Source organism: Flavobacterium sp. C3NV, assembly GCF_046825355.2.
Classification (GTDB): Bacteria; Bacteroidota; Bacteroidia; order Flavobacteriales; family Flavobacteriaceae; genus Flavobacterium.
The window spans coordinates 136,946-158,801 of record NZ_JBKQBJ020000015.1; the positions used below are offsets into that span (position 1 = coordinate 136,946).

Consider the following 21,856-nt stretch of genomic DNA (forward strand, 5'->3'; position numbering starts at 1 on the left):
TTTGAGAGTTATTTTGCGAGCATTAAAGCATCAAATATTTTATATAAAAATATCAGCAACATCTCTATAAAAATTACGGACTTTTAATCTATAATTTACGGACTTTCCTACAAGCCATATAAATCACTAATAATCAGCAAAATGATTATACAAGCTGTAGGTAAAGGCAGCATTTTTTTTACTGAAATTTTACATACAGAAGCCAAAAAAGGGCTTACTATTAAAAGCAACCCTTTATCTTTAAAATGTTTAATCAGTTAATAATGTGAAACATTCCATCTTCTATTTTGAAAATCATTACAAAATAATTTCGTCTTGATCTTGTTCCTGAAGTACTGTATCTAATTTATGATTTTGAAGGATTGAAAAGTTCAGCAGCGCTCCTAAATCTCGTATGTTTAAGGTATCATATAAGTTTGTTATAGAAAGTACCGTATTGTATGTTTTGTTTATTTTATTAATCAAAACTACAGCCTGCAGACTATTACCTCCCAATTCAAAGAAATTATCTTCAGTTCCTACTATCGCTGGATCGAGTTTTAGAACTTCGGCCCAAATATTTACCAATGCACTTTCTATATCGTTTTTAGGAGCAGCATAAGGCACCGTTTTCAAATCGGATACTGTTGGGTCTGGCAATGCTTTTCGTTCTATTTTTCCGGTTCTTGTTAACGGAAATTGTTCCAGAGTTATATAGATTGTCGGGATCATGTATTTAGGTAATATTTGTCCTAAAGCTATTTTTACTTTAGCTGCTTCAAAATCTTCAGTCACCCTTATATACGCCGTTATATAACTATTCCCTTGTAGTTCCTTCAGTAAAACTACTGCTTCTTTTATTAATTCAACCTGTTCTAATTGATACTCAATTTCAGATAGTTCTATTCGCAGTCCGTTGATTTTTACCTGAGAATCTTTACGCTGCAAAAATTCAATTTCACCAGTAAGAAGCATTTTTCCTATATCGCCGGATTTATAAACTCTGCCTTTTCCTGTTGCCGGATCAGTTATAAAAACTTTCTCTGTTAATTCCTCTCTGTTTAGATAACCTAATGAAAGATACTCACTTTTGAAAACAATTTCTCCCGTTTGATAAACACCTCTCGGTTTGTTGTTTTCATCTAATAAGAAAATTTCTGTTTCTTCTACTACTCTGCCCAGAGGGATATTGTTTCTCGTTAATTGAGACTCATGTTTTAAGAAATTTTGAGCTACAATAGTAGATTCAGTTGGTCCATAATCGTTTACTAAAAAAGCGCCTTCAATGAAATGCTTTTTAAATAAATCCAAATCTGATTTGTGGCATGATTCTCCACCTAAATCAATTAATCTTATACCAGGCAGCAATTTGCCTTCTTCCAGTCCTTTTAAAAAGTTCCTGTAGATAGTTGGCACCATGTGTATAATTGTAATATTTTGATTCGACAACCAGTCTGAAAGCGGATCAAGTCCATTTTCAGTTATATCATAAATACTAACTACAGCACCATTTAAAATGGCACCATAAATATCTTTTACAGAAGCATCAAATGTATAAGTAGAGAAAACACTTAAATTATCCTGTGCTGAAATGTGAACATTATTCGTATATATTCTAATAAAATGAAGTACATTTCTTTGGTTTTGCAAAACTCCTTTTGGCATACCCGTAGACCCTGAAGTATACAATACATAAGCTTCCGCAGAAGCGCTTACCGTATTCTCCGGATTTGAAATTTCCGGAAGATTATAATTTTCAGACAGTTTTATGATAGATAATTGCGGTAATTCCTGTTGCAGCTGTTGTGCTTTTTCTAAAGTCGAACCATTGCAGACCAACTGATCGCATCCTGAATCTTCAATAATAAACTGAATTCTATTTAATGGGCTGTTTGCATCTATAGGCACATAAGTAAATCCGGCTTTAAGCACGCTAAGCATTCCTATTACACAAGTTTCATTGTGATTTAAAAGCAAGGCAATGCGCTTTGTTGACTGATTCGCTTTTTCTATAATTTGCTGTGCTAAATGGTTGGCACAATTATTCAGCATTTGATATGTAAGTGCCGTATTATTACAATATACTGCCGTACGATCTGGAAATCGTTTTACTTGTTTTTCAAATCGCTGTGCTATACTTTGCTGGATTTCTTCTGCCTCAAAAAATTCAAAATCATTAGTTGGTTTCAAATATTCTTCCTGACCAATATAGTTTTCAAATATTTTTACAGATCGTAACGGTTTATCGCTATCGACTGCTATTTGATCTATAATCGACAAATAAGCCTCTATCCAATACACAATGGTTTCTTTTTTAAAGAGCTCATGATCGTAAACACAGTTGATGCTGTAACCATTAACAAAACTTTTTATATAGCATTCTATATCAAATTTTGGAGCAGCTTCTAACACTTTGTGGTTTGGACTAAAGTCTGCTATTGTTTCCAGCGTTTTTGTATCAAAATCAACCATGTTTAAAAACACCGGACTTAGAGGAAAACGATTATCATTAAGAGGAGCATCAATCAATTCTAATAACCGTTCAAAAGGATAGTTTTGATGTGCCAAAGCGTTTATTAAGGTTTCATTCACCTGCTGTAACCATTTTCCAAAAGATTCATTTTCATTTATTTTATCACGCAGCATAAGCGTGTTTATAAAACAGCCTACCAGATCTTTTAATTGATAATGATTTCGGTTGGCCACCGGGATTCCGATGATAATATCTTCTTCTGAAGTAAGTCTGAACAACAGCATTTTTAGCGTAGCAGCAAAAACGGCAAAGACACTTGTTCCGTTTCTTGAAGATAATTCTTCTATCTTTTTCTTCTGTTCTTCGGTAATGTAAACTGTATAAGAGGATGAAGTGCTGTCGTTCGTTTTTAGTTTAGAGATGTAATCAGATGGTAATTGCAAATAAGGCAATGGTCCGGCTAACTGTTCTTTCCAATAATTTTCCTGAGCACTAACTTGCGATGATTGCAGCACCTTATTCTGCCATTGTGCATAATCTTTATATTGTATCGACAATTCCGGAAGTACAGCCGTTTTTCCTGTTATGGCAGCATTATAGATGTCCATTAAATCTCTGGATATAACGCCCATAGACCAGCCATCGCATATACTATGATGTATGTTAAAGTACAATCTATGAGCTGACCCATCTTTTAAAATGGCTATTTTAAACAAAGGATAGGTAGCAAGATCAAACTCATGCTCGAACACTTCGTTTTTAATTTCTGATTCCAATTCAAAATACGGAATAGCCGCCGACAGATGAGACAGTACTTTTTGTTTCGGAATACCTGCATCTTCTACAAATATGCTTCTTAAAATCTCATGACGTTCCAAAAGAGCATTAAACGAAGCTTCAAAAGCTGCAGGATTTATATTCTCCGGTAAATCAAGCGTGCTGTAGATATTAAATTCTCTGGATTTTACGTCGATTTTATAAAGTAACCAATATCGAATTTGTGAAGGAGATAAATCATAATATTCCTGAGAAGCTAATTTTTCGATTTCATACACTTTTTCTACTGAATCATTTAAAAGAACCGCATGGTTTTTTAGATTGGTATTCGTATAAAGTGTTTTAAGATCAAGCGCTGTTTTAAATGTTTTCTGGTATTCGCTTAATAGTTTAGTTAATAATAAACTATGTCCGCCAAGTTCAAAGAAATCGTCAGTAACACCAATTTTTTGATGTCCTAAAAGTTCCTGCCAGATTACTGCAATCTTTGCTTCGGTTTCGTTACTTGGAGCAGCATATTCTTTTTTCAGGATATCTGATTCTGAAATATCCGGTAATTTTGAAAGATCTACTTTTCCGTTTGCGTTTAATGGTACAGTTTCAAGTGCGATATAATAACTGGGTACCATATAATTAGCTAAATGCTCTTTTAAATAATCTCTAAGTGATTTTTTATCGATAGCTGATGCAGCATTATAATAGGCGATTATAGCTTGTTCATTATTTACTTCTTTTACAAGCACTAATGCATTGGATATTGCAGCGTCATATTCTCTGATAACATGCTCTATTTCTCCTAATTCAACTCTATTGCCGCGAATTTTTACCTGATTGTCTTTTCTTCCTATAAATTCAAGATTTCCGTCAGGCAGCCATCGGGCTAAATCTCCCGTTTTATACAGCTTTTCTTCTGCTAAAAATGGGTTTTGAATGAATTTTTCTTTTGTGAGTTCAGGCTGATTCAAATAACCTTTTGAAAGTCCAATTCCCGAAACGCATAACTCTCCAATAACGCCAACTGGCTGCAATTTTAAGTTATCGGATAAGATATAAACCTCAGTATTAAATACTGGTTTTCCAATAGATACTTTTTCTTCCAAAGCTTGTTTACAATCATAATAAGTCGTTACAACAGTATTTTCCGTCGGGCCGTAATTATTATAGATTTGCAAGGACGTGTTAACATTATAATTTAAGCGTTCTCCTCCAGTAAGTATTATGGTTGATAATGTTAGATTGTCTTCTGCCATAAGATCCTGGCATATTTTTGAAGGCAGGTAAGCGTGAGTAATCTCCTTTTCTTGCAAAAAAGACACTAATTTAGAGGTCTGAAGACGTATTTCTTCTTTTTGGATTGGATAAAGCGAAGCACCTGATATAAGATACGGGTAGATTTCCCAAACGGAAGCATCAAATGCAACTCCGGAAAATAAAGTTCCTCTGCTGGATTCATTAACCTTATAGGCTTCTATATGCCAAAAACACAAGTTTACCAAACTCTGGTGCGTAATCATAACGCCTTTTGGTTTTCCTGTAGAACCCGAAGTAAAAATTACATAAGCCAAATCTGTACTCAATCTTTTAACTTTTGGCTGTACAGATGAGGTTTCTTTGCTATAAAATACATCAAGAAAAGCATCGTCTAATACGGCTTTGGCGTTTACTTCTTCCAGTATATCTTTAATTCTGTTTTCAGGGTAGTTTATATCGATAGGCACATAAGCGGCACCTGTTTTTAAAATTCCTAATAATGATATAAGCAAATGTTCGCTTCTCTCCAGTTTAACAGCGACCAAATCCTGTTTCGTGATTTGATAATTATCGATTAGATAATTTGCCAATCGATTAGACAATTCATCTAATTCAGTATAAGTCAAAGTCTTACCCTCTGCCACAACAGCTATTTCTTGGGGCGTCTTGCGTACCTTATGCAAAAAGTGGTCTATAACGGTTTGATCGTTATCAAAAATAAAATTAGTATCGTTAAAAGTGTTCAATAGAATTTCTCTTTCGTTTTCAGAAACTAAATCTATTTCTTCCAGCGCGATTTCAGGAGTTTTTACAATCTGAATAAAAAGATGTTCCAAATGCTCTGCTATTCCCTGAACAAATTCTGCAGTATAAATATCGGTATTATAAAGAATTTCTAAATGAAGTGATTCTTTTTCTGTAAAAGTAAAGACGATATCAAACGGAGAAACAGCACTGCTGATTTCGAAATCTTCCATAACAATATCAGAAGAATTATTATTTGCAAAGCCAGATACCTGATGCTGATTTTGAAGTACCACCATTACATCAAATAAAGGTGATCTTGAAGTATCTCTGGAAATTTTTAATTGCTCTACCAAAGCATCAAATGGAAAATTCTGATGTTCGTAAGCTTCTAAAAGTTGTTTTCCTGCTTTTTGCAGCAATGTTGAAAATTCTTCTTTCTGGTTTACTACTGTTCGTATGGCAAGTGTATTAATATACAAACCAATCTGATTTTCTAAATCCGGATGCTCTCTTCCGGCAATAGGTGTTCCTATAACAAGATCGTCCTGATTGCTGTATCTGGATAACAATGCATTTACTCCTGTCATTAACATGGTAAATAGTGTTACCTGATAATTCTTAGAAAGAGTTGTTAATTCGTTCAGTAATTCTTTTGAGAAATTATAACGCAGCTGATTTCCTGAATATGTTTTTACAGCAGGGCGACTGGTATAGCCCGGTATTTGAAGCACTGGTACTGTTTCTTCAAATTGTTTTAGCCAATATTCTTTTGCCGTTTTATAGTTGTCTTTATTCTGTTCGTCATTTAGCCATACCGCATAATCTTTAAACTGAACCGGATTTTGAGGTAATGTAATAGTATATCCTTTTTCTAAAACTGCATAATTTTCTAATACTTGTGCAGTTAATACTTTCAGCGACCATCCGTCGCTTATAAGGTGGTGAATTGACAAGTAAAATACAAAATTATCGTTAACAGTTTTTAACAACGAAACTCTAAATAAAGGTGCTTCGGCCAGATTATAACTTTGCTTGTTTTTTTCTCTTATATAGTTTTGAACCTCATTATATGGTAATTCCTGATTAGAAAAATCTTGATTTTCTACAACAAAATGAAAATCCTGATTTGGAATACTATATTGTTTTACTGTTCCTTCGTTATCTTTCTTAAAAATTGTTCTAAGGACTTCATGATGTGCGACTACCTGCTTAAATGCTTTGATAAAGTTATCAGCATGAAGTGCTCCTTTTAATACTACTGCTCCCGAAATTTGATAGGCTTCGTTACCGCCCTCTAACTGGCTTAATAACCATAATCTGTTTTGAGAATGTGTCAAAGGATATGATTCTGAATAAGGAGCCAAAGGAATTGGCAGGTACTCCTTGTTTTTCAGTACTTTTCTTAAATCACTGATGGTAGGATTGGTATAAAATACTTTATACGGAACACTCTTATTAAGCTCTTTGTAGATGGCATTAATAATCTGCGAAATCATTAAACTATGGCCTCCCAATTCAAAAAAATGATCGTTCATGCCTATAGGCGAAATTCCCAGAATTTGCTCCCAAATTTGAACTAATTCTCTCTCTACGGCATCTGCAGGCGCTGTATAATCTTTTTTAATAATAGTAGTATTCGATATTTCAGGAAGGGCATCCGTGTTTACTTTTCCGTTAGGAGTTAACGGAATCGTGTCTACTTTTATAAAGTAGGAAGGAATCATGTAAGCCGGAAGCTGTTTTTCTAAGTAAGTTCTTAATTGTGTTTTATCTACAGTAGTATTTTCTAAATAATACCCTGCTAAAATATCTGCTCCCTTATTCTTTTTAACAGCAACAACCGCTTGTAATATGTTTTCAGAAAACGAAAAAATGGCATTTTCTATTTCTCCGAGTTCAATACGATAGCCTCTGAGTTTTACCTGATGGTCTTTTCTTCCTAGAAAGGCTAAGTTTCCATCCGGCATCCATGTTGCTAAATCGCCCGTATCATACATCTTCTCCCCTTCTTGAAAAGGATTTTCTATAAACTTAGCAGCGGTTAATTCCGGCTGATTGAGATAACCTTTGGCAATTCCATCTCCGGAAAGATATAATTTTCCAATAACACCCGCCGGCACTAATTGCAGCTCTTCATCTAAAATATAAGCTTGTGTGTTGCTGATAGGTTTTCCAATAGGAATGCTTCGATATATTTTTTCTGATGATAATTGATAACAAGTACTATATGTTGTGTCTTCTGACGGACCGTATAAGTTTCTTATTTCGGCATTAGTCTGCAATAGTTTATTAGCTATATCTACCGGAAAGGGTTCTCCTGCTAGATTAATTACGCTGACATTTTCAAGAGAAAAACCTTCCTCTAAAATATTTCGCATACTCGAAGGAACTGTATTCAATAAAATATTTTGATCTTTGACTAATTCACTTCCAATCTCTAAAGAATTGTTTAATACTTTTATTTTTTTACCAATTGAAAGCGGATAGAACATTTCATACACTGAGAGATCAAAACAATGCGAAGTCGCTGCGTAAACAATGTCAAAACTTTGACTATTAAATTCCTCTTGCGCCCAATGAATTAAAGCAACCGCATTTTGATGGGTTATCATTACACCTTTAGGGTTTCCTGTAGTGCCCGAAGTGTAAATAATATAAGCCAGACTACCAGATGTTGTCTTGTGTGATGGATTTTCTTTAGCACATTGAACTTGGTTTTCCTGAAAATTACGGTATACTGCAACATCAACAACAAGCTTGCAATTACTATCTTTTTCTATGTGGGCAATTCTTTCCTCAGGATATTTAACATCTATTGGAACATAAATAGCCCCTGCCTTTAAAACAGCCAATATAGCTATAAGCAGTTTTTCACTTCTTTCCATTTTAACCCCAACAAAATCACCTTCAGAAATGCCATGCTCTTTAATAAAATAATTAGAAAGCTGGTTTGCTTGTTCATTAAATGATTTATAAGTAAGTGCCGTTTCCTTACAAACAACAGCAATATTTTGAGGTGTTTTATCTGCTTGTCTTTCTACAATTTCAGCAAGTGTTATGGTTTGGTCGTATTTCGAAGCATTTGAGGTATGTAACAGAGCTCTTTCTTCTTGTTTGGAAGTTAAAGGAATCTTAGATGCCGATATATTAATATACTGTTCTAATTCTTCAAGCCAGATTTTAAAATTATTTAAAAAATGCAGGACAATATTACTTTCAGCAAATTTATCAGAATAATATAATGAAATTTTTAAATCCTTGTTTTTAAGCTTTTCAATATGAAGTGACAATCCATTATACTCTTCATAAGATTCATTATCACCTCCATAATTAAACTGAAAGGGAATATAATTTACAAAGGATATTTGTTCAGCAAATGCATCTTCATAATAAGGTGCATACTTATAAACTTCTTGAATTTCTTCTTTAGTTTCCTGCATAAACTCCTTTATCGTTTTTTGCCCAATCGATTGAAATTCATAGCACAGCAGCGTTTTTTGAGAAGACGAAAATGATTTCGAAGACAGAACATTACAATCTTCAAAATACCGCTGCAACAACATATTATAAAGTGTAATTAAAACAGTAAATTCTGCAATAGTATTTTCCGTTGTCAATTTGTAGAAATAAGAAAGTTCTTCAGCATTAACTATAATAAAATCTATAGAAGAACTTCCCGGAAAACTTTCTTTAGAATAAACAATTCTACTGTTTTTTTTATGCCAATAATCTTTAGCTATTTTGTTGTTGATGTGATCCATTTTATTATAATTATTTTATACCGTTAGTTTATTAAACAAGAAGCTGGCTGGGATAGTCGCAGTTATGTTTTGCTGCAATGATTCTATACGAACAATGATCTTATGTTCATTATTTATTTTTACAACTTTGCAGTTGAAACCCGAAAGCGGACCATCTGTAATCTCCATTAAATCGCCAATTTTTAACACCATAGAACTAGTCTCTATGTTGGTAATATATTCCTTACCAATTAGAAGCTTAATTTTATTAATTTCCTCCTCAGAAATTTTAGCATACTGCATTCCAAAACGAATATACATGCATGCCCCGTTTACTGACAGTGCTTTGTAAAAATTGAGTGAAGAATTAATGTATACAAAAACATAAGACGGGAAAAGCGGCTTTTGAACAACTGCCTTCCTTTCGTTCCATTTGCGATGTTCTTTTACTAAAGGCAAAAAAACTTCTATTGATAAATCTTTAAGCGCTTCGTATACTTTTTTCTCATGGCGAGATTTAACATATAGAACATGCCAGCCATTGTTAGTTCCATTCATAATAAGATAAAGTATAGGCTTTTAAACATAGCTTCCCTATCCTCTGTTACGAAAATAACAGTAACATCTATCTAAAAATTACGGGCTTTTGATATAAAAATTACGGGCTTTTATATCCAATGTACAAACAATTAATAATGAGCGGATAACTCTAAATGTAGCGCAAGAAATACTATTGATTATATTGTTTGTAATCAATAGTATCTTATGAAGAATTTGAAATTATGGACTTAGCTGAGAATGCTCAATTTTGGGTATAGATAAGCTCTAAAAATTAAATGTAACTTCAATTTTTGTTCCTTCTCCAATTTTCGATTCAATGTTAAATTGACCTTTTAAAGAATTTGCCCTTTCTTTCATATTACTTAATCCAATACCATTTTTTTTACTTTTAATATCAAATCCTTTGCCGTCATCAGTAATAATCAGTTTTAAAAGATTGTGATCCTCCAACTGAATTCTTACCTCACAATTTTCTGCATTTGCATATTTATTAATATTTAAAATAGCCTCTTGAATTATACGATATAAATTTATTTTATATATATTTTGAATTGTGGACCAATCAAAAGTTTCTTCATTTATATACTTAAACTGGGTACCACTTATATCTCTTAGATTTTCGATTAAACTTAATAACAATACATTGAAATCATTTCCTTCAAAAAAAGAACCTCGACTTAAGTCATGTGATATAGTTCTAATTTCATTCTCAATGTTTTGCAACTCATATATGTATACTTTTCTTTTTTCAATTATTGCTGCATCTGTTTTAGAATTAAAAAAACCTAGATTCATTCTAACACCATAAATTTTATTCATTACACCATCATGTAATTCTTTTGCTATTCTAGCTTTCTCACTCTCTTTTGCAACATCTATTTTTTCATGCTGCTCAGTCAGCAGCTGATATATTTCTTCATTCGCTTTTTGCTGTTTCTTTACAAACTGTAACTCTTTATTTTTGTATTCTAAATATCTTAAAACAAAGATTATTACCAATAACAAAATTAGTCCAAATGAAATAATTAAAATGTAAAAGTTCTTTTTTGTCAACACTTTATTTTCATCCTCTATCCTTGAAGTTTCATACTCAATTCTGGCATACTTATTATGAGTGTTTTTTTGAGATACATTAATACTGTCACTTACTTTAATATATTTATTGGTATAAAATAACCTGTTCTTTTTATCTAATTTTGAGAGCAGTTTTAATGAAGTCAAAACCTCATTAAAATTTTTAATTTTATTTGCAAGCTGATTCGCTTCTTTTAGATTTTCAATTGATTTTAGCGTATCTTTTTGAGTTAAATAATACTCGCCTATATAAATCTTTTTATACAAGACATCTGATTCAACTCCAATACTCTCAACAATTTTCAGAGATTCTAAAAACATTGATTCAACATTTTTATAATCTCCATTCCTCATTTTAGAATAAGCCAGATTACTTAGAACATTGGCGTACAATTTTGGCCATTTTTTCTTTAAATCATCAGTAACAAGACCTTGTAATTCTTTTATAGATTTTGAATACTGTCCCTGAAGGTCATATAAATTGCAAATATTAATAATTGAGATGACATTATAATTATTGACATCATCTGTAATTTGCATTTTTTTTATCTCTGTCAACGCCAGATTATGATATCTTAATGCCTCATTATAATTTAATGACTTCTCTAAGCAGTTTCCCATTAAGGTGTAACAAGAATATAACAATTTATGATTTCCAGATTCTTTTAAATACTGCAATGCTTTTGACACCTCAATTTCGCATTCTATATAATTACCATCATAAAACAAAACACGTGCTTTGCTAAACAACATTCTCGCTACATTGTCATAGTCATTTACTGCATAGTATATTTTCTCTGCTTTTAAATAATAAAAATAGGCACTGTCTTTTTTAGAATTTTCGTAGCAATCTCCAACAAAGTAAGATGCCTTTGCCATTCGAATACTATCATTAACCTGAGTAGATAAATTCAAGGCCTTGAAACTTGATCTTAAAGATTTTTTTAAATTATTGAGATAATAATATTCCGAAGCAATATCTAAATAAAGATTTCTGGTACCCGAATCGTTTTTCCTATTTTTCAATAAAACCACTATAGAATCCAGATAATATTCTTTTTTACTTTCTGATAATTCATTAATATGAATTTTATCAAATAAGATACTCACATTCTTTTTACATGAAAAAAAAGAAAATACGAGGAAGAAAAAAAGTATAATTCTGGAAGGAGTTTTCAATATCAAATTATTTTTAACAGTTTCAAATATACTATATTGAAACATATAAAGAGTATGTAATTTTTAAATAAATTACATACTCTAATTTGTCTTTTATGATCTTGGAGGTTTTGGATTATTTGGTTCACCAAAAGGTCTATTTACTCCAATTGAGTCAGTTTTAATTTCATTTAACTCTTTTTTTAAGCTATCTGTTGATTTAACTTTTAGATTGTTGCTTTTAGCATCCTGAATTTCATAATCATCATTTGAACATGAAAAAGTTAATAAAGCTAAAGAAAGTAATCCTAAAATTTGCAATTTGTTTCTCATAAAAAAGTTTGTTTTTGATTATTTATTTTAACAAAAGAACAGCGAATACTTAATTGTCATTTACGGTAAATCCGTAATATTACACTTACATACTTAAAAAAAAACAAATCAATAACAATCTATTAATCAATACATAACAATAAACCCTAAACTTTACAATTTAATGACGAATGGCCTATAATACTTGCTCTTTTTTACAAAAACTAAAATTTTCCTAAGTTATTTAATAGTAAAAAAAAACTGATTCGAAAAATTGTACGTAAAGTCCGTAATATTTTTATTAGATTTGTTCTCAATAGAATTCCAAATAAATTATGAACCTAAATATTTTGATAGTTGATGACCATCCTATGACCATGGATAGTTATGTTAACCTTTTGTCGGATAGTGAATTTCAAGAAAATCCGCCCACCTTTACAAAAAGTCATAATTGTGAAGATGCTTATAATAAAATCATGTTTCACTTCAAGCAAAATATCAATATAGATTTTGCTTTACTTGACATTAATATGCCTCCTTACAAAAAAATGAATATTAATAGTGGTATTGATTTGGCATCTTTAATAAGAGAAAAATTTGTTAATTGTAAAATAGTTCTTCTTACAATGCGAAGTGAACCTTTGACTGTAGACAAAATTATAAAGGGAATACAGCCTGAGGGTTTTGTAGCAAAAAGTGATATCAACTTTGAATTATTTTCGATAATCTGCAAGAATATTATTCAAGGAACAATATATAGAAGTCCTACAATAATAGAATCCCAAAGAGAACTATTTAAGAAAAATATAAATTGGGACAACCATGATAATCAAATTTTAATCTTAATTTCTGAAGGAGTAAAGACGGTAAATCTTCCGGATTATATACCTCTTTCGATGAGCGCTATAGAGAAAAGAAAAGCAAACATTAAAGATCAGTTACTAAAAGGAAAAGGAAGCGATAAAGATTTAATAGAAAAAGCTAAAAACTTAGGATTATTATAATTGTAAAATAAATTATTTTTTATTATATACATCAAATTCAAGGCAAATTGATTTTTTATTTTTAGATCTAAATATTATGAATAGCCAGACGCTGATTAAATTTACATTTCTCTAATAATAAAGGTTATGCCGCATGCTATAAAACTAACACAAAAAAGAAACCCCATATTATTCAACTTTGAGATTTATATATCTTCAAAATGAAGTTGTACTGCAGTCGTTTAATAAAAGTGCTGGAATAAGCCTTCAGTCGGTAACCTATGGCTTTGAATCTTCCTTTCCCTAGTTTATTTTTCCTTAGTTTGCCTAATCAATTTTCGAAGCAAAGTTCGTAAGATTTTGTCAATGGAGTGGATACCGTTTTTGCCACAAAAAGTTAAGGCGGTATTTAAAGATATTTCACCAATCTAAGTTTTGTGGCAGAATCGTGGCACACGGCAAGTTGAAAAACGTAAATCACAATATTTCAACAACTTAAAACATTAGGTTCGAATCTGCAGCTGATTTCAACAATAGTCAAAATAGTCGCAGGAAAAGTAAGACAACTGATTCACAGCTGTTACCTTTTATTTAAGTAAATAAATTACAAATTTTATAATCCTATTTTATTGCAAGATAGGTCCCTGTATTTTGGTTGTTGATTGATCTTCTGCTTCTGCAGCCGAACACATTATTTGTTTTTTTGACTGGAAGCAATAGCAGCTTTGTGAAAGAATTGCGGCTGATGGTATTTTAAAAACAAAAATTGAGTATTGATTACAAGTACAACAATTGGGTTCCAATATGCAGTTCTCCAAAACAAAACAGGGCTGATCATCAGCCTTAGCCCCGATAGAAGTGGAAATCCTTTTGTGCCGGTGTTCGGCACAGAAGATTGCTTCGCCAGTTCGCTTGCGCTCGTGTGCAACGTATAGCGGGAAAAAGCTCCTAAAAGAGAGCAATATTTTCACAACACCAAAGATTCTCCAATAATGGAAAATATCAATTGGATGCATTTCGGCGGCAATTACATGAGTATCAATATGCTTAAAAGAAACACCTCCAAAACAGTAAAAATAATTCATCAGTAAACCCGCCAAACCCTTGACAAACCTCAACTTTTTACCTAATTTTGCCCCATGACCCCAGAAGAAATAAAACGCTATTTTGAAGCCACTCCCCCGCCCCAGGAAGTGGAGTTAAAGCCATGGGCGAGAATCACAGATTCCCAGCTTTTCCTTAAAAGCTGTTTCCTAACCATATACCATTATAAAGGAGACCTTGAGATGTGCCCTGCATGGTGGCATTTAAAAGAGTTTTATACACTGGTAAGACGAGGTTCAAAGGAAACTAAAAGCGAGAATCAATCGGAATAGCCGGAAATTTGCAGCCCTGCTTTAAACGCCTCTTTATGCTTACTAAATAGTGATGGACCTACCCTGGTCCAGATTTTCCCGGCAATTGCTTATACTGGATCAATCCAGGTTTAAAACCAAACTGATTTCCACCTACAGCAAAAACAGCAGTCAGACAAGTAATATAACCATTCATAGCTATTGCTGCGCAACTAAAAAATTAGTTAGCATTACTTACTAAAGGAACGACGAAATAACATATAGAACTGAACAATATCTTGAACTAGATAAAAATTGCACTATAATAATAAATGGCTATTATGGTATTGGAAAAACTCATTACATAAAGAATCAAACTTCCCTGAGTAAGGTATTGATCTCTTTAGAGAGAAGCTGAAAATTCGATAAAATATACCCGGAAAATGAGAGAAGACTAAATAAACTCTCGCTAGTAAGGAACTGTTGTACAACAACATTTTTTTGCAAAACCGGAAATACTTTGAATAATTCAACAAAAATCAAAATGAGATAGCATTAACACTAAGTTTTAATCCAACCACTTTTTCAATCCCCTTAAATGGAGTATATTTACAAAAAACAGGTTCAAAAAAATTAGCCAATGTTGATTTTTAAGCCAACACATCTTAGCAGTTAATTTCATGACTACCTTTCAAACATTAGAGAACATTGCGATCGAAGAACTTTTAGAAGTTTTCAATTTATCATTCTCAGACTACATAGTGCCGTTTTACCTGACAAAAGAACAACTCGAAGATAAAATAAAAAGCGACAGTATTACCCTTGAATTTTCCGTAGGCGCTTTCCAGGATAATCAATTAATTGCTTTCATACTTCACGGCTATGACCTTGTTGACCAATTGAAAATTGCTTATAATGCAGCAACAGGTGTAATTCCAACAAAAAGGGGAGCTAAATTAACGGAGAAAATGTACCAACATGCTTTACCCATTTTGCAGGGAAATGATATTGACAAGTTGTTGCTTGAAGTGATAACCACAAATGAGCGTGCAATAAAAACCTATAAGAACATAGGGTTCAAAACTATCCGGGAATTGAATTGTTATAAAGGAGCAATCAATATAACCAATAGAAAAAATGATTTTGAAATTCGCAAATTGGAAGTGTATAATTGGCCAGAACTTCAATCCTTTTGGGACTTAAAACCATCGTGGCAAAATTCGATTACACCCCTTGAAAAACTGAAAAACTACAATATCTCTCTGGGAATATATGATAATGAAAAATTGTTAGGATACACGATTTTTAATCCCAAACTAAAAAGAGTTCACCAACTTTCAGTTGACAAAAATCACAGAGCAAAAGGAGCTGGCCGGCAACTTTTAGAACACATCGCAAAAAATTATGGAAAGGATGTTTCTGCTACAAATATTGAAAATACTTCGAAAGAAACACTACATTTCATGAAAACCATAGGAATGAATATTTTCATTAAACAATATGAAATGGAATTTCCTTTGAAGTAAAAACCAGCGCTTACTGATCGCTGCAGGACATCCAAACCAAGTTTCCCGTACTGTTAAGACAGCCCCTACTTATAATAAGACAATCAGGCTCTAATGCCCTTTGAGTGTTTTGGGATTTATTCCAGTGGAGAGTACAATAATATCGTTTTGCACGTATGAACGCAGCAAAAGCTTTATTAATGTAGCGAGTAACTACTTATCAGGAGTTATAATCCCAGGTGTTTTCTCAAATATTCGCCCCTTACAGATTCTCTGCTTTTAAATTATAGAGAAACATTTAGATGCCAGGGATAAAGCCCTTAATGAATTTGATACAGAGTCTAATTTTGGAAACAATGCTGAAGCTCTTAATAATTGGAAAGAGAAACTCCTCACTAACGAAATACAAAATATACTGCCTATAACAGATTTGAGCAAATGGGATCAATTATAGCGAAAAGTAGCAGAGTAATCCCACAGTTCCATAAAAAAAACCGTTAAAATAAATAACGGTTTTTTTATTGGCATCAAATCTGGTACCTTAAAATTTTCGCTGGGAAGGTTTAGTATTGCCCGGTGTACCATTACGCGATTCATCCCTAGTGCGTTCATCTTCCTGAAGCTCCTGGTTGCCAAGTTCCCCTATTTCGAATTCCTTGCGAACAGGATTGTCCTGATCTGGCTCAATGGTTGTAAAGGGGTCACTCTCAGCCTCATCGCTCTCAGAAGTATCAATTTGTGTTTCAAAACCTTCAGACGGATCATTATCTCTAAGATCCTCTTCAATGTCCTTCTCGGTTATATCTTTGGATTCACTATCCGATTCATTGTCAAGATTCTCTGAATCATAAGGATTACCGTTTGTATCGCTGCTTTGTAGGTCTGAATTGGGAATATTGCTATCCTGCTTATCTTGGTGAGCGGATTCCCTGCTGATCTCCTCGGTACTCAGATCACTTCCGTAATCGGGTTCGGCATTCTCTGTAAAGGGTTGATCTTTAAGGGAGGAAGCTTGTTGCTGTCCCTTTTTACCTGTGTCTGCGTTTTGAAAATTATTGTCATCCTGACCGTAATTTTCCGGTTTGTCTGAATTCATCATTTTATTTTTTAAATTAAATTTTTAGGATTGTTTTTTTTTAAAGGAGTGCCCTGAGCAAGTTTGCGGTTGCCGTGCTTGCCTGCATTTGTCCTTTATCAAATGTAAAAAGTATAAAAACATTTTTTTTACAGAATAATGATTTCCATTTATAAAATAGCTATCAGATAATCAAGCAGGTAGGCAACCAATATTGTAGAATTAATAATGTTGCAGCTTATGAATTAGTAGTAAAAAACTAAAAGCCAAAAAATAAAAAATGGATTCAATTCTTAGCCCCGATTGCTTCGCCAGTTCCCTTCGCTCGTGTGAAGTGGAAATCCTTTTGTGCCGGGGTTCGGCACAAAAGATTGCAACGGATAGCGGGACGAGCTCCTGAAAAGTACCACTATAACCACTTAACGATAAATGATCACTCAATTAGATTCCGGCAAGAATTTTCAAAACTTGATTAAGTCAACCCTTACAGCATTCTGTCCATTTTTACATCATTACTCCCAAGGCGATACCGTCACATCTGATAACCATCAAAAAAAAAACACGATCAAGTTCACTATAATACTAATAAACAAGCATAACCACCTGAAAATAATATAATTAAACTTAATCAGATTGTAATTTAATCCATGCCCTAATTTTTAATTTTATACTACCTTCTTCGCAAAGCTTAAAAAAGCCCGAAACACAAAGAAGGACTTTAAAGCAATTACAAACCATTTAAATTAAAAAATTATGATACCACAAGAAAACTATGATACGTACAATCAGGACGATAGTACCTATCAAATGGGAGAAGAATCCATCCACTCGGAAACCATGGAGCACACCGATCCGGCCATCAATCAGCATTATAGCGATGAAAGATCAGCAGACCACCAGCCTACCGAACTGGACCATGACGATGCGGACAGAAGGACTTTGGACGAATCCGAAGCCGATGAAGATGACGAGGAGTAAGATTTCGTCCTAGCGAAACAATATCCAAAGAGAAAGCCTGCGAAATGACTGCATTTCGCAGGCTTTTTTTAGTTCCTGGCTTTTTTATTTATAAGGCGTAGTATTAATTTTCAGTCTTTCGAATTTAGTACTGTTTCATTTTCCGAAACAGCATTTTCATGGATTCGGGGTCAATTGCATTCATGTCAACCAGCTTTAATGACTTGACCATTTTAACTGTGGTTGTTTTATATTTTTGAAAATGGGGTGTTTTTAAATGGGATTGATAAGCGTCCTGATCCTGGTACATTTCCAGGATCCTTATCTGGGTTGAATCTTTTTTTTCAAACATGGGAAAGATTGCCAAGACACCCGGTTCTAACTTTACCGAAGCGGAAGATTCTTCTCTTAGTATCGCTTTATATTGTAATAAATATTCAGGATAAATTTCAATTTCTGAAATACGGACCATAATATCTTTGTTTTGAGCCGACATAATATTGGAAGTAAAAATTGTCATTATAAATATTAAATACAAAAAATGACTTTTTGAAATAATGCCGTGAAGGTTGTGGATAGACTTTGTCATATAATAATTTATTATTGCTCTTTATTTATCTGGATCACTTTTTCCAGCACTTTTTTAAGTATTCCGGCCTGCTCTTTTCCAATTTGTCTTTCAATAATTGCACTTAATTCGCTGATTTGTCCCTCTGTAATTCCTGTATTGAATCCCATTGAAATGTGCGCCTGCAATTGAGGTTCTACACCGTGCATTGCTGAGAGTATGGAAATGGTTACCAATTCACGCTGGGAGTAATGCAGTACATCACGACTGAAAATATCGGCAAAGAGATGCTCTTTTAAAAAAACATCAATTACCGGCGCAAAAGCACTCGCTCCTGTTTTTGGTCCTTTTTCTTCCCGACCTGTTAATTTCTGCAGTGTTTCTTTTCCAATATTATATTTATCAGCTGTTTGGGCAATAAGGGATGCTTCCCTTCCCTCTGCATCTTTGATTCCCTTGGCTTTTCTTTGCTCAAGGACTTCCATAAATGCAGTGATGGCGTTAAGACTGCGTGGGAAACCACAATAAGCATAAAGCTGTACCAGCGCTTCCTTAATTTCATTAATTGTAAGTCCCGCATCAAGACCTGTATTTAAGTGCGTTTTAAGCTGCTGGATATTTCCAACTGCTGACAATGCGGCTATACTTGCCATGCTTTGCTGATGAGTATTTAAAACTGTACTGCCTTCATTTTTATTTTGTGCGTTCATTATGTTGCTATTTATTAAAAGAATTGTAAGGTATAAACTGCTGAGAATAGCTGCTTTTTTCATTTTTCCAAGATTATTTATTTGCTTCTGAGTACTCTTGATCTGTTACCGGACTTAACCAGACGGCATTGACCTCTCCCTTAAAATTTGTAATGGCAATATGAACCATTTTTGAGCCCGCTAAGGCGCCGTGCCAGTGTTCTGTATTTTCGGGTATATTTATAATATCGCCTTTTTTAATTGATTGCGCAGGTTTTCCTTTTTCCTGGTACAGGCCTGCTCCTTCTGTAACTATCAAAACTTGTCCTTTTGGGTGTGTATGCCAGTTTGTTCTTGCTCCTGCTTCAAATGTCACGCTCCCAATTACAAAATCGTTATTTTTATCTTTTGGCAATAATAGCTGTAAATAAGCGTCTCCGGTAAAATATCCGTTAGTTAATTTTTCACCTTTCGCAAAAAGCGAAGTTGCGTTTTCTGTACTCATTTTTTGTTGAATTAATTTATTATTGCATGCTGTGAGCATTATTAACAGTCCTAAAATTAGTCTTTTCCTTATGATTTTTTTCATAGATTCCATCTTTACAATATTATAATTATCAAATTTTATCTAACTCTTATAAGAGGAAATTACCTTCAATGCAAATTTCATCACTATTGTTTGTTCTGCATGTAGACAGAATACTGATTTATTTACCACTTTTACTGATATTGGTTTTCAAGTACAGCCGGATAAATTAGTTTATTTAAATTTGTCTGATAATTTTCAGGTTATGGAAAAAGTCGAGAGGATAGATACCGTTAAGCAATACAATGACTCTGTCGGTGTTGAGACACTGCATCCTTTGGTAAGTGTTGTAAATTTTGATGAAATACCAACGTATCAATACTTTAAAAGATATATGGGTGTTTATGCCGTTTTTCTAAAATACATAAACTGCGGGGATATACGCTATGGATGCCAGCCTTATGATTATGAAGACGGCACATTGGTTTTTATAGCCCCCGGTCAGGTTTACGGAATTGACAGTAAAGGCAAGCTTATAAAACCTGCCGGAAAAGCCCTCGTATTTCATCCTGATCTAATTGCCGGCACCTCCCTTGGAAACCACATAAAAGAGTATTCTTTTTTCTCGTATGAAGTTAATGAAGCGCTTCATTTATCAAAAAAAGAAAGAACAACAATAAATGACTGTCTGGAAAAGATTGCAGTTGAAATTGATTTGAATATCGACAAACACAGTAAAACCTTGATTGTCTCCAATATTGAACTTTTCCTAAATTACTGCATGCGTTATTATGACCGGCAGTTTATTACCCGTACCCATATCAATAAAGATATCTTGGTTCGTTTTGAAAATTTACTCCATAGCTATTTCAAGTCTGAAATGCCAAAAAAAAATGGATTGCCAAGTGTTTCCTGGTGTGCAGAACAGCTTCATTTATCACCCAATTATTTCGGTGATCTGATAAAGAAAGAAACAGGCACTACAGCATTAGAATACATCCAGTCCAAACTAATTGAACAGGCAAAAGCAAAAATGTCTGATTCTGCTAAATCGATAAATGAAATAGCAGATGATCTGGGATTTAAATATCAACAGCACTTTACGCGTCTCTTTAAACAAAAAACAGGGATGACGCCCAATGAATATAAAAACGCCAATTGACTTGTAATAAATAAAGGTATTGCAAAAGCATTTTCTAATTTTACTTTCGATTAATAGATTTTCTGGCAGATCAAATGATTAAAGTTTTAACTTCAGGGCATACAGCTTGGCGGCACAAACAGTTTTTTCTTTCTTGCTCGCAGCTCCCCTAGCCCCGATTGCTTCGCCAGTTCGCTTCGCTCGTGTTAAGTGGAAATCCTTTTGTGCCGGGGTTCAGCACAAAAGATTGTAACGGATAGCGGGAAAAAGCTCCAAAAAAAAGTATTAAAATAAACCCCCTGTTAAGTAAACCGCATTTTTTATAACGAGAAGTTTTATAAAAGTACTTATGGCCAGCCTTAACTTAACTTAACTTAACTTATCTAAACTAAAAAAAAAAAACTAAACCAAAAGAAACTTTTTCTTTTCGCTGACAGTCCCAACAAGATTCATCGAAAGCACCTCTTCAAGCAGGGATTTGAGCCTCTCAAAACAGCTTGGCTTTACCGCGTAGAATGTAGCGCCGAGTTCAGAAGCTTTTTGGATGTTTTCAGGATCACTGCTTGTGGAGAGCATCACAATATTTACTTTTTTCAGCACTCCTTCGCAGCTTCTAATCTCAGCAAGGCATTCCAGTCCTGATTTGCCGGGCATATTGATATCAAGGAAAATAAATTCGGGAAGCTCTGAGAGAGAAAGAGCAAGCAGGCTGTCCATTAAATGCATCCCGTCCGGGACTTGTTTTAAAATAACATCGGGGTCAATTTCAAGAACCGCATCAGCAAAGAACTCCCTGTCATCGCTGTCGTCATCGGCCAGGTAAATAAATCTCTGGGAATTGTATTTTTCAAACGCCATTTTACTAAAATTTACATTAAAGAAAACTACTTCGGATAAACGGTATTCCAAACTAACGGGCCTGCGCAATTATTAAAACTGCAAAATGATATTCAATTTTGATTTTGGAACCTAAAGATAATTCAAATTAGGAAAAAACACATTAAAA

Annotated in this window: 14 protein-coding genes; 5 read left to right on the forward strand and 9 right to left on the reverse strand. The window is 33.5% G+C overall.

Annotated features, from left to right (window positions below; translation table 11 throughout):
• Positions 1–297 precede the first annotated feature (297 nt).
• From ACIDC4_RS19450 to ACIDC4_RS19465, 4 genes are all read right to left on the reverse strand, one after another.
• Positions 298–8,988: a non-ribosomal peptide synthetase gene (locus ACIDC4_RS19450; RefSeq protein WP_412044021.1), complete on the reverse strand. Its 8,691-nt coding sequence runs from the start codon at positions 8,986–8,988 to the stop codon at positions 298–300.
• A 15-nt stretch (positions 8,989–9,003) separates the two neighbouring features.
• Positions 9,004–9,525, reverse strand: a complete 522-nt coding sequence (locus tag ACIDC4_RS19455) for a UpxY family transcription antiterminator (RefSeq protein WP_412044022.1) — start codon at positions 9,523–9,525, stop codon at positions 9,004–9,006.
• Between the two features lie 267 nt (positions 9,526–9,792).
• On the reverse strand, positions 9,793–11,712 hold the full coding sequence (locus tag ACIDC4_RS19460; protein WP_412044023.1) for an ATP-binding protein: 1,920 nt from the start codon (positions 11,710–11,712) through the stop codon (positions 9,793–9,795).
• 162 nt (positions 11,713–11,874) lie between these two features.
• Positions 11,875–12,093, reverse strand: a complete 219-nt coding sequence (locus tag ACIDC4_RS19465; protein ID WP_412044024.1) for a hypothetical protein — start codon at positions 12,091–12,093, stop codon at positions 11,875–11,877.
• Between the two features lie 314 nt (positions 12,094–12,407).
• On the opposite strand from ACIDC4_RS19465, the gene ACIDC4_RS19470 reads away from it, so the two are divergent.
• From ACIDC4_RS19470 to ACIDC4_RS19480, 3 genes are all read left to right on the forward strand, one after another.
• Entirely contained in the window at positions 12,408–13,076 is a 669-nt protein-coding gene (locus ACIDC4_RS19470) for a response regulator (RefSeq protein ID WP_412044025.1), read from the forward strand.
• A gap of 1,118 nt (positions 13,077–14,194) precedes the next feature.
• The gene (locus tag ACIDC4_RS19475; protein WP_412044026.1) at positions 14,195–14,431 is read left to right on the forward strand and encodes a DUF6965 family protein; all 237 of its coding nucleotides are present in this window, start codon (positions 14,195–14,197) and stop codon (positions 14,429–14,431) included.
• A gap of 638 nt (positions 14,432–15,069) precedes the next feature.
• Positions 15,070–15,915, forward strand: a complete 846-nt coding sequence (locus tag ACIDC4_RS19480) for a GNAT family N-acetyltransferase (RefSeq protein ID WP_412044027.1) — start codon at positions 15,070–15,072, stop codon at positions 15,913–15,915.
• A 520-nt stretch (positions 15,916–16,435) separates the two neighbouring features.
• Here the strand turns inward: ACIDC4_RS19480 and ACIDC4_RS19485 are convergent.
• Positions 16,436–16,993 carry a hypothetical protein gene (locus ACIDC4_RS19485; protein WP_412044028.1) on the reverse strand — a complete coding sequence of 186 codons (558 nt, stop codon included), beginning with the start codon at positions 16,991–16,993 and terminating at the stop codon, positions 16,436–16,438.
• A gap of 729 nt (positions 16,994–17,722) precedes the next feature.
• On the opposite strand from ACIDC4_RS19485, the gene ACIDC4_RS19490 reads away from it, so the two are divergent.
• Positions 17,723–17,947 carry a hypothetical protein gene (locus ACIDC4_RS19490; RefSeq protein WP_412044029.1) on the forward strand — a complete coding sequence of 75 codons (225 nt, stop codon included), beginning with the start codon at positions 17,723–17,725 and terminating at the stop codon, positions 17,945–17,947.
• A 124-nt stretch (positions 17,948–18,071) separates the two neighbouring features.
• Here ACIDC4_RS19490 and ACIDC4_RS19495 read toward each other — a convergent pair whose 3' ends face one another.
• From ACIDC4_RS19495 to ACIDC4_RS19505, 3 genes are read right to left on the reverse strand one after another with little or no spacing between them, the layout of a single operon-like run.
• Entirely contained in the window at positions 18,072–18,515 is a 444-nt protein-coding gene (locus ACIDC4_RS19495) for a putative quinol monooxygenase (RefSeq protein WP_412044030.1), read from the reverse strand.
• A gap of 11 nt (positions 18,516–18,526) precedes the next feature.
• The gene (locus ACIDC4_RS19500; protein ID WP_412044031.1) at positions 18,527–19,267 is read right to left on the reverse strand and encodes a carboxymuconolactone decarboxylase family protein; all 741 of its coding nucleotides are present in this window, start codon (positions 19,265–19,267) and stop codon (positions 18,527–18,529) included.
• A 10-nt stretch (positions 19,268–19,277) separates the two neighbouring features.
• The gene (locus ACIDC4_RS19505; RefSeq protein WP_412044032.1) at positions 19,278–19,688 is read right to left on the reverse strand and encodes a cupin domain-containing protein; all 411 of its coding nucleotides are present in this window, start codon (positions 19,686–19,688) and stop codon (positions 19,278–19,280) included.
• A gap of 286 nt (positions 19,689–19,974) precedes the next feature.
• Here ACIDC4_RS19505 and ACIDC4_RS19510 point away from each other — a divergent pair, with 286 nt between their 5' ends.
• On the forward strand, positions 19,975–20,871 hold the full coding sequence (locus ACIDC4_RS19510; protein ID WP_412044033.1) for a helix-turn-helix domain-containing protein: 897 nt from the start codon (positions 19,975–19,977) through the stop codon (positions 20,869–20,871).
• A gap of 381 nt (positions 20,872–21,252) precedes the next feature.
• Here ACIDC4_RS19510 and ACIDC4_RS19515 read toward each other — a convergent pair whose 3' ends face one another.
• Positions 21,253–21,708: a response regulator gene (locus ACIDC4_RS19515; RefSeq protein ID WP_412044034.1), complete on the reverse strand. Its 456-nt coding sequence runs from the start codon at positions 21,706–21,708 to the stop codon at positions 21,253–21,255.
• Between the last annotated feature and the right edge of the window lie 148 nt (positions 21,709–21,856).

Bases quoted from the DNA above. Each gene is read 5' to 3' on its own strand.
- ACIDC4_RS19450 (WP_412044021.1), bottom strand. From the start codon at position 8,988: ATGGATCACATCAACAACAAAATAGCTAAAGATTATTGGCATAAAAAA.
- ACIDC4_RS19455 (WP_412044022.1), bottom strand. From the start codon at position 9,525: ATGAATGGAACTAACAATGGCTGGCATGTTCTATATGTTAAATCTCGC.
- ACIDC4_RS19465 (WP_412044024.1), bottom strand. From the start codon at position 12,093: ATGAGAAACAAATTGCAAATTTTAGGATTACTTTCTTTAGCTTTATTA.
- ACIDC4_RS19470 (WP_412044025.1), top strand. From the start codon at position 12,408: ATGAACCTAAATATTTTGATAGTTGATGACCATCCTATGACCATGGAT.
- ACIDC4_RS19475 (WP_412044026.1), top strand. From the start codon at position 14,195: ATGACCCCAGAAGAAATAAAACGCTATTTTGAAGCCACTCCCCCGCCC.
- ACIDC4_RS19480 (WP_412044027.1), top strand. From the start codon at position 15,070: ATGACTACCTTTCAAACATTAGAGAACATTGCGATCGAAGAACTTTTA.
- ACIDC4_RS19485 (WP_412044028.1), bottom strand. From the start codon at position 16,993: ATGATGAATTCAGACAAACCGGAAAATTACGGTCAGGATGACAATAAT.
- ACIDC4_RS19490 (WP_412044029.1), top strand. From the start codon at position 17,723: ATGATACCACAAGAAAACTATGATACGTACAATCAGGACGATAGTACC.
- ACIDC4_RS19495 (WP_412044030.1), bottom strand. From the start codon at position 18,515: ATGACAAAGTCTATCCACAACCTTCACGGCATTATTTCAAAAAGTCAT.
- ACIDC4_RS19500 (WP_412044031.1), bottom strand. From the start codon at position 19,267: ATGAAAAAAGCAGCTATTCTCAGCAGTTTATACCTTACAATTCTTTTA.
- ACIDC4_RS19505 (WP_412044032.1), bottom strand. From the start codon at position 19,688: ATGAGTACAGAAAACGCAACTTCGCTTTTTGCGAAAGGTGAAAAATTA.
- ACIDC4_RS19510 (WP_412044033.1), top strand. From the start codon at position 19,975: ATGGAAAAAGTCGAGAGGATAGATACCGTTAAGCAATACAATGACTCT.
- ACIDC4_RS19515 (WP_412044034.1), bottom strand. From the start codon at position 21,708: ATGGCGTTTGAAAAATACAATTCCCAGAGATTTATTTACCTGGCCGAT.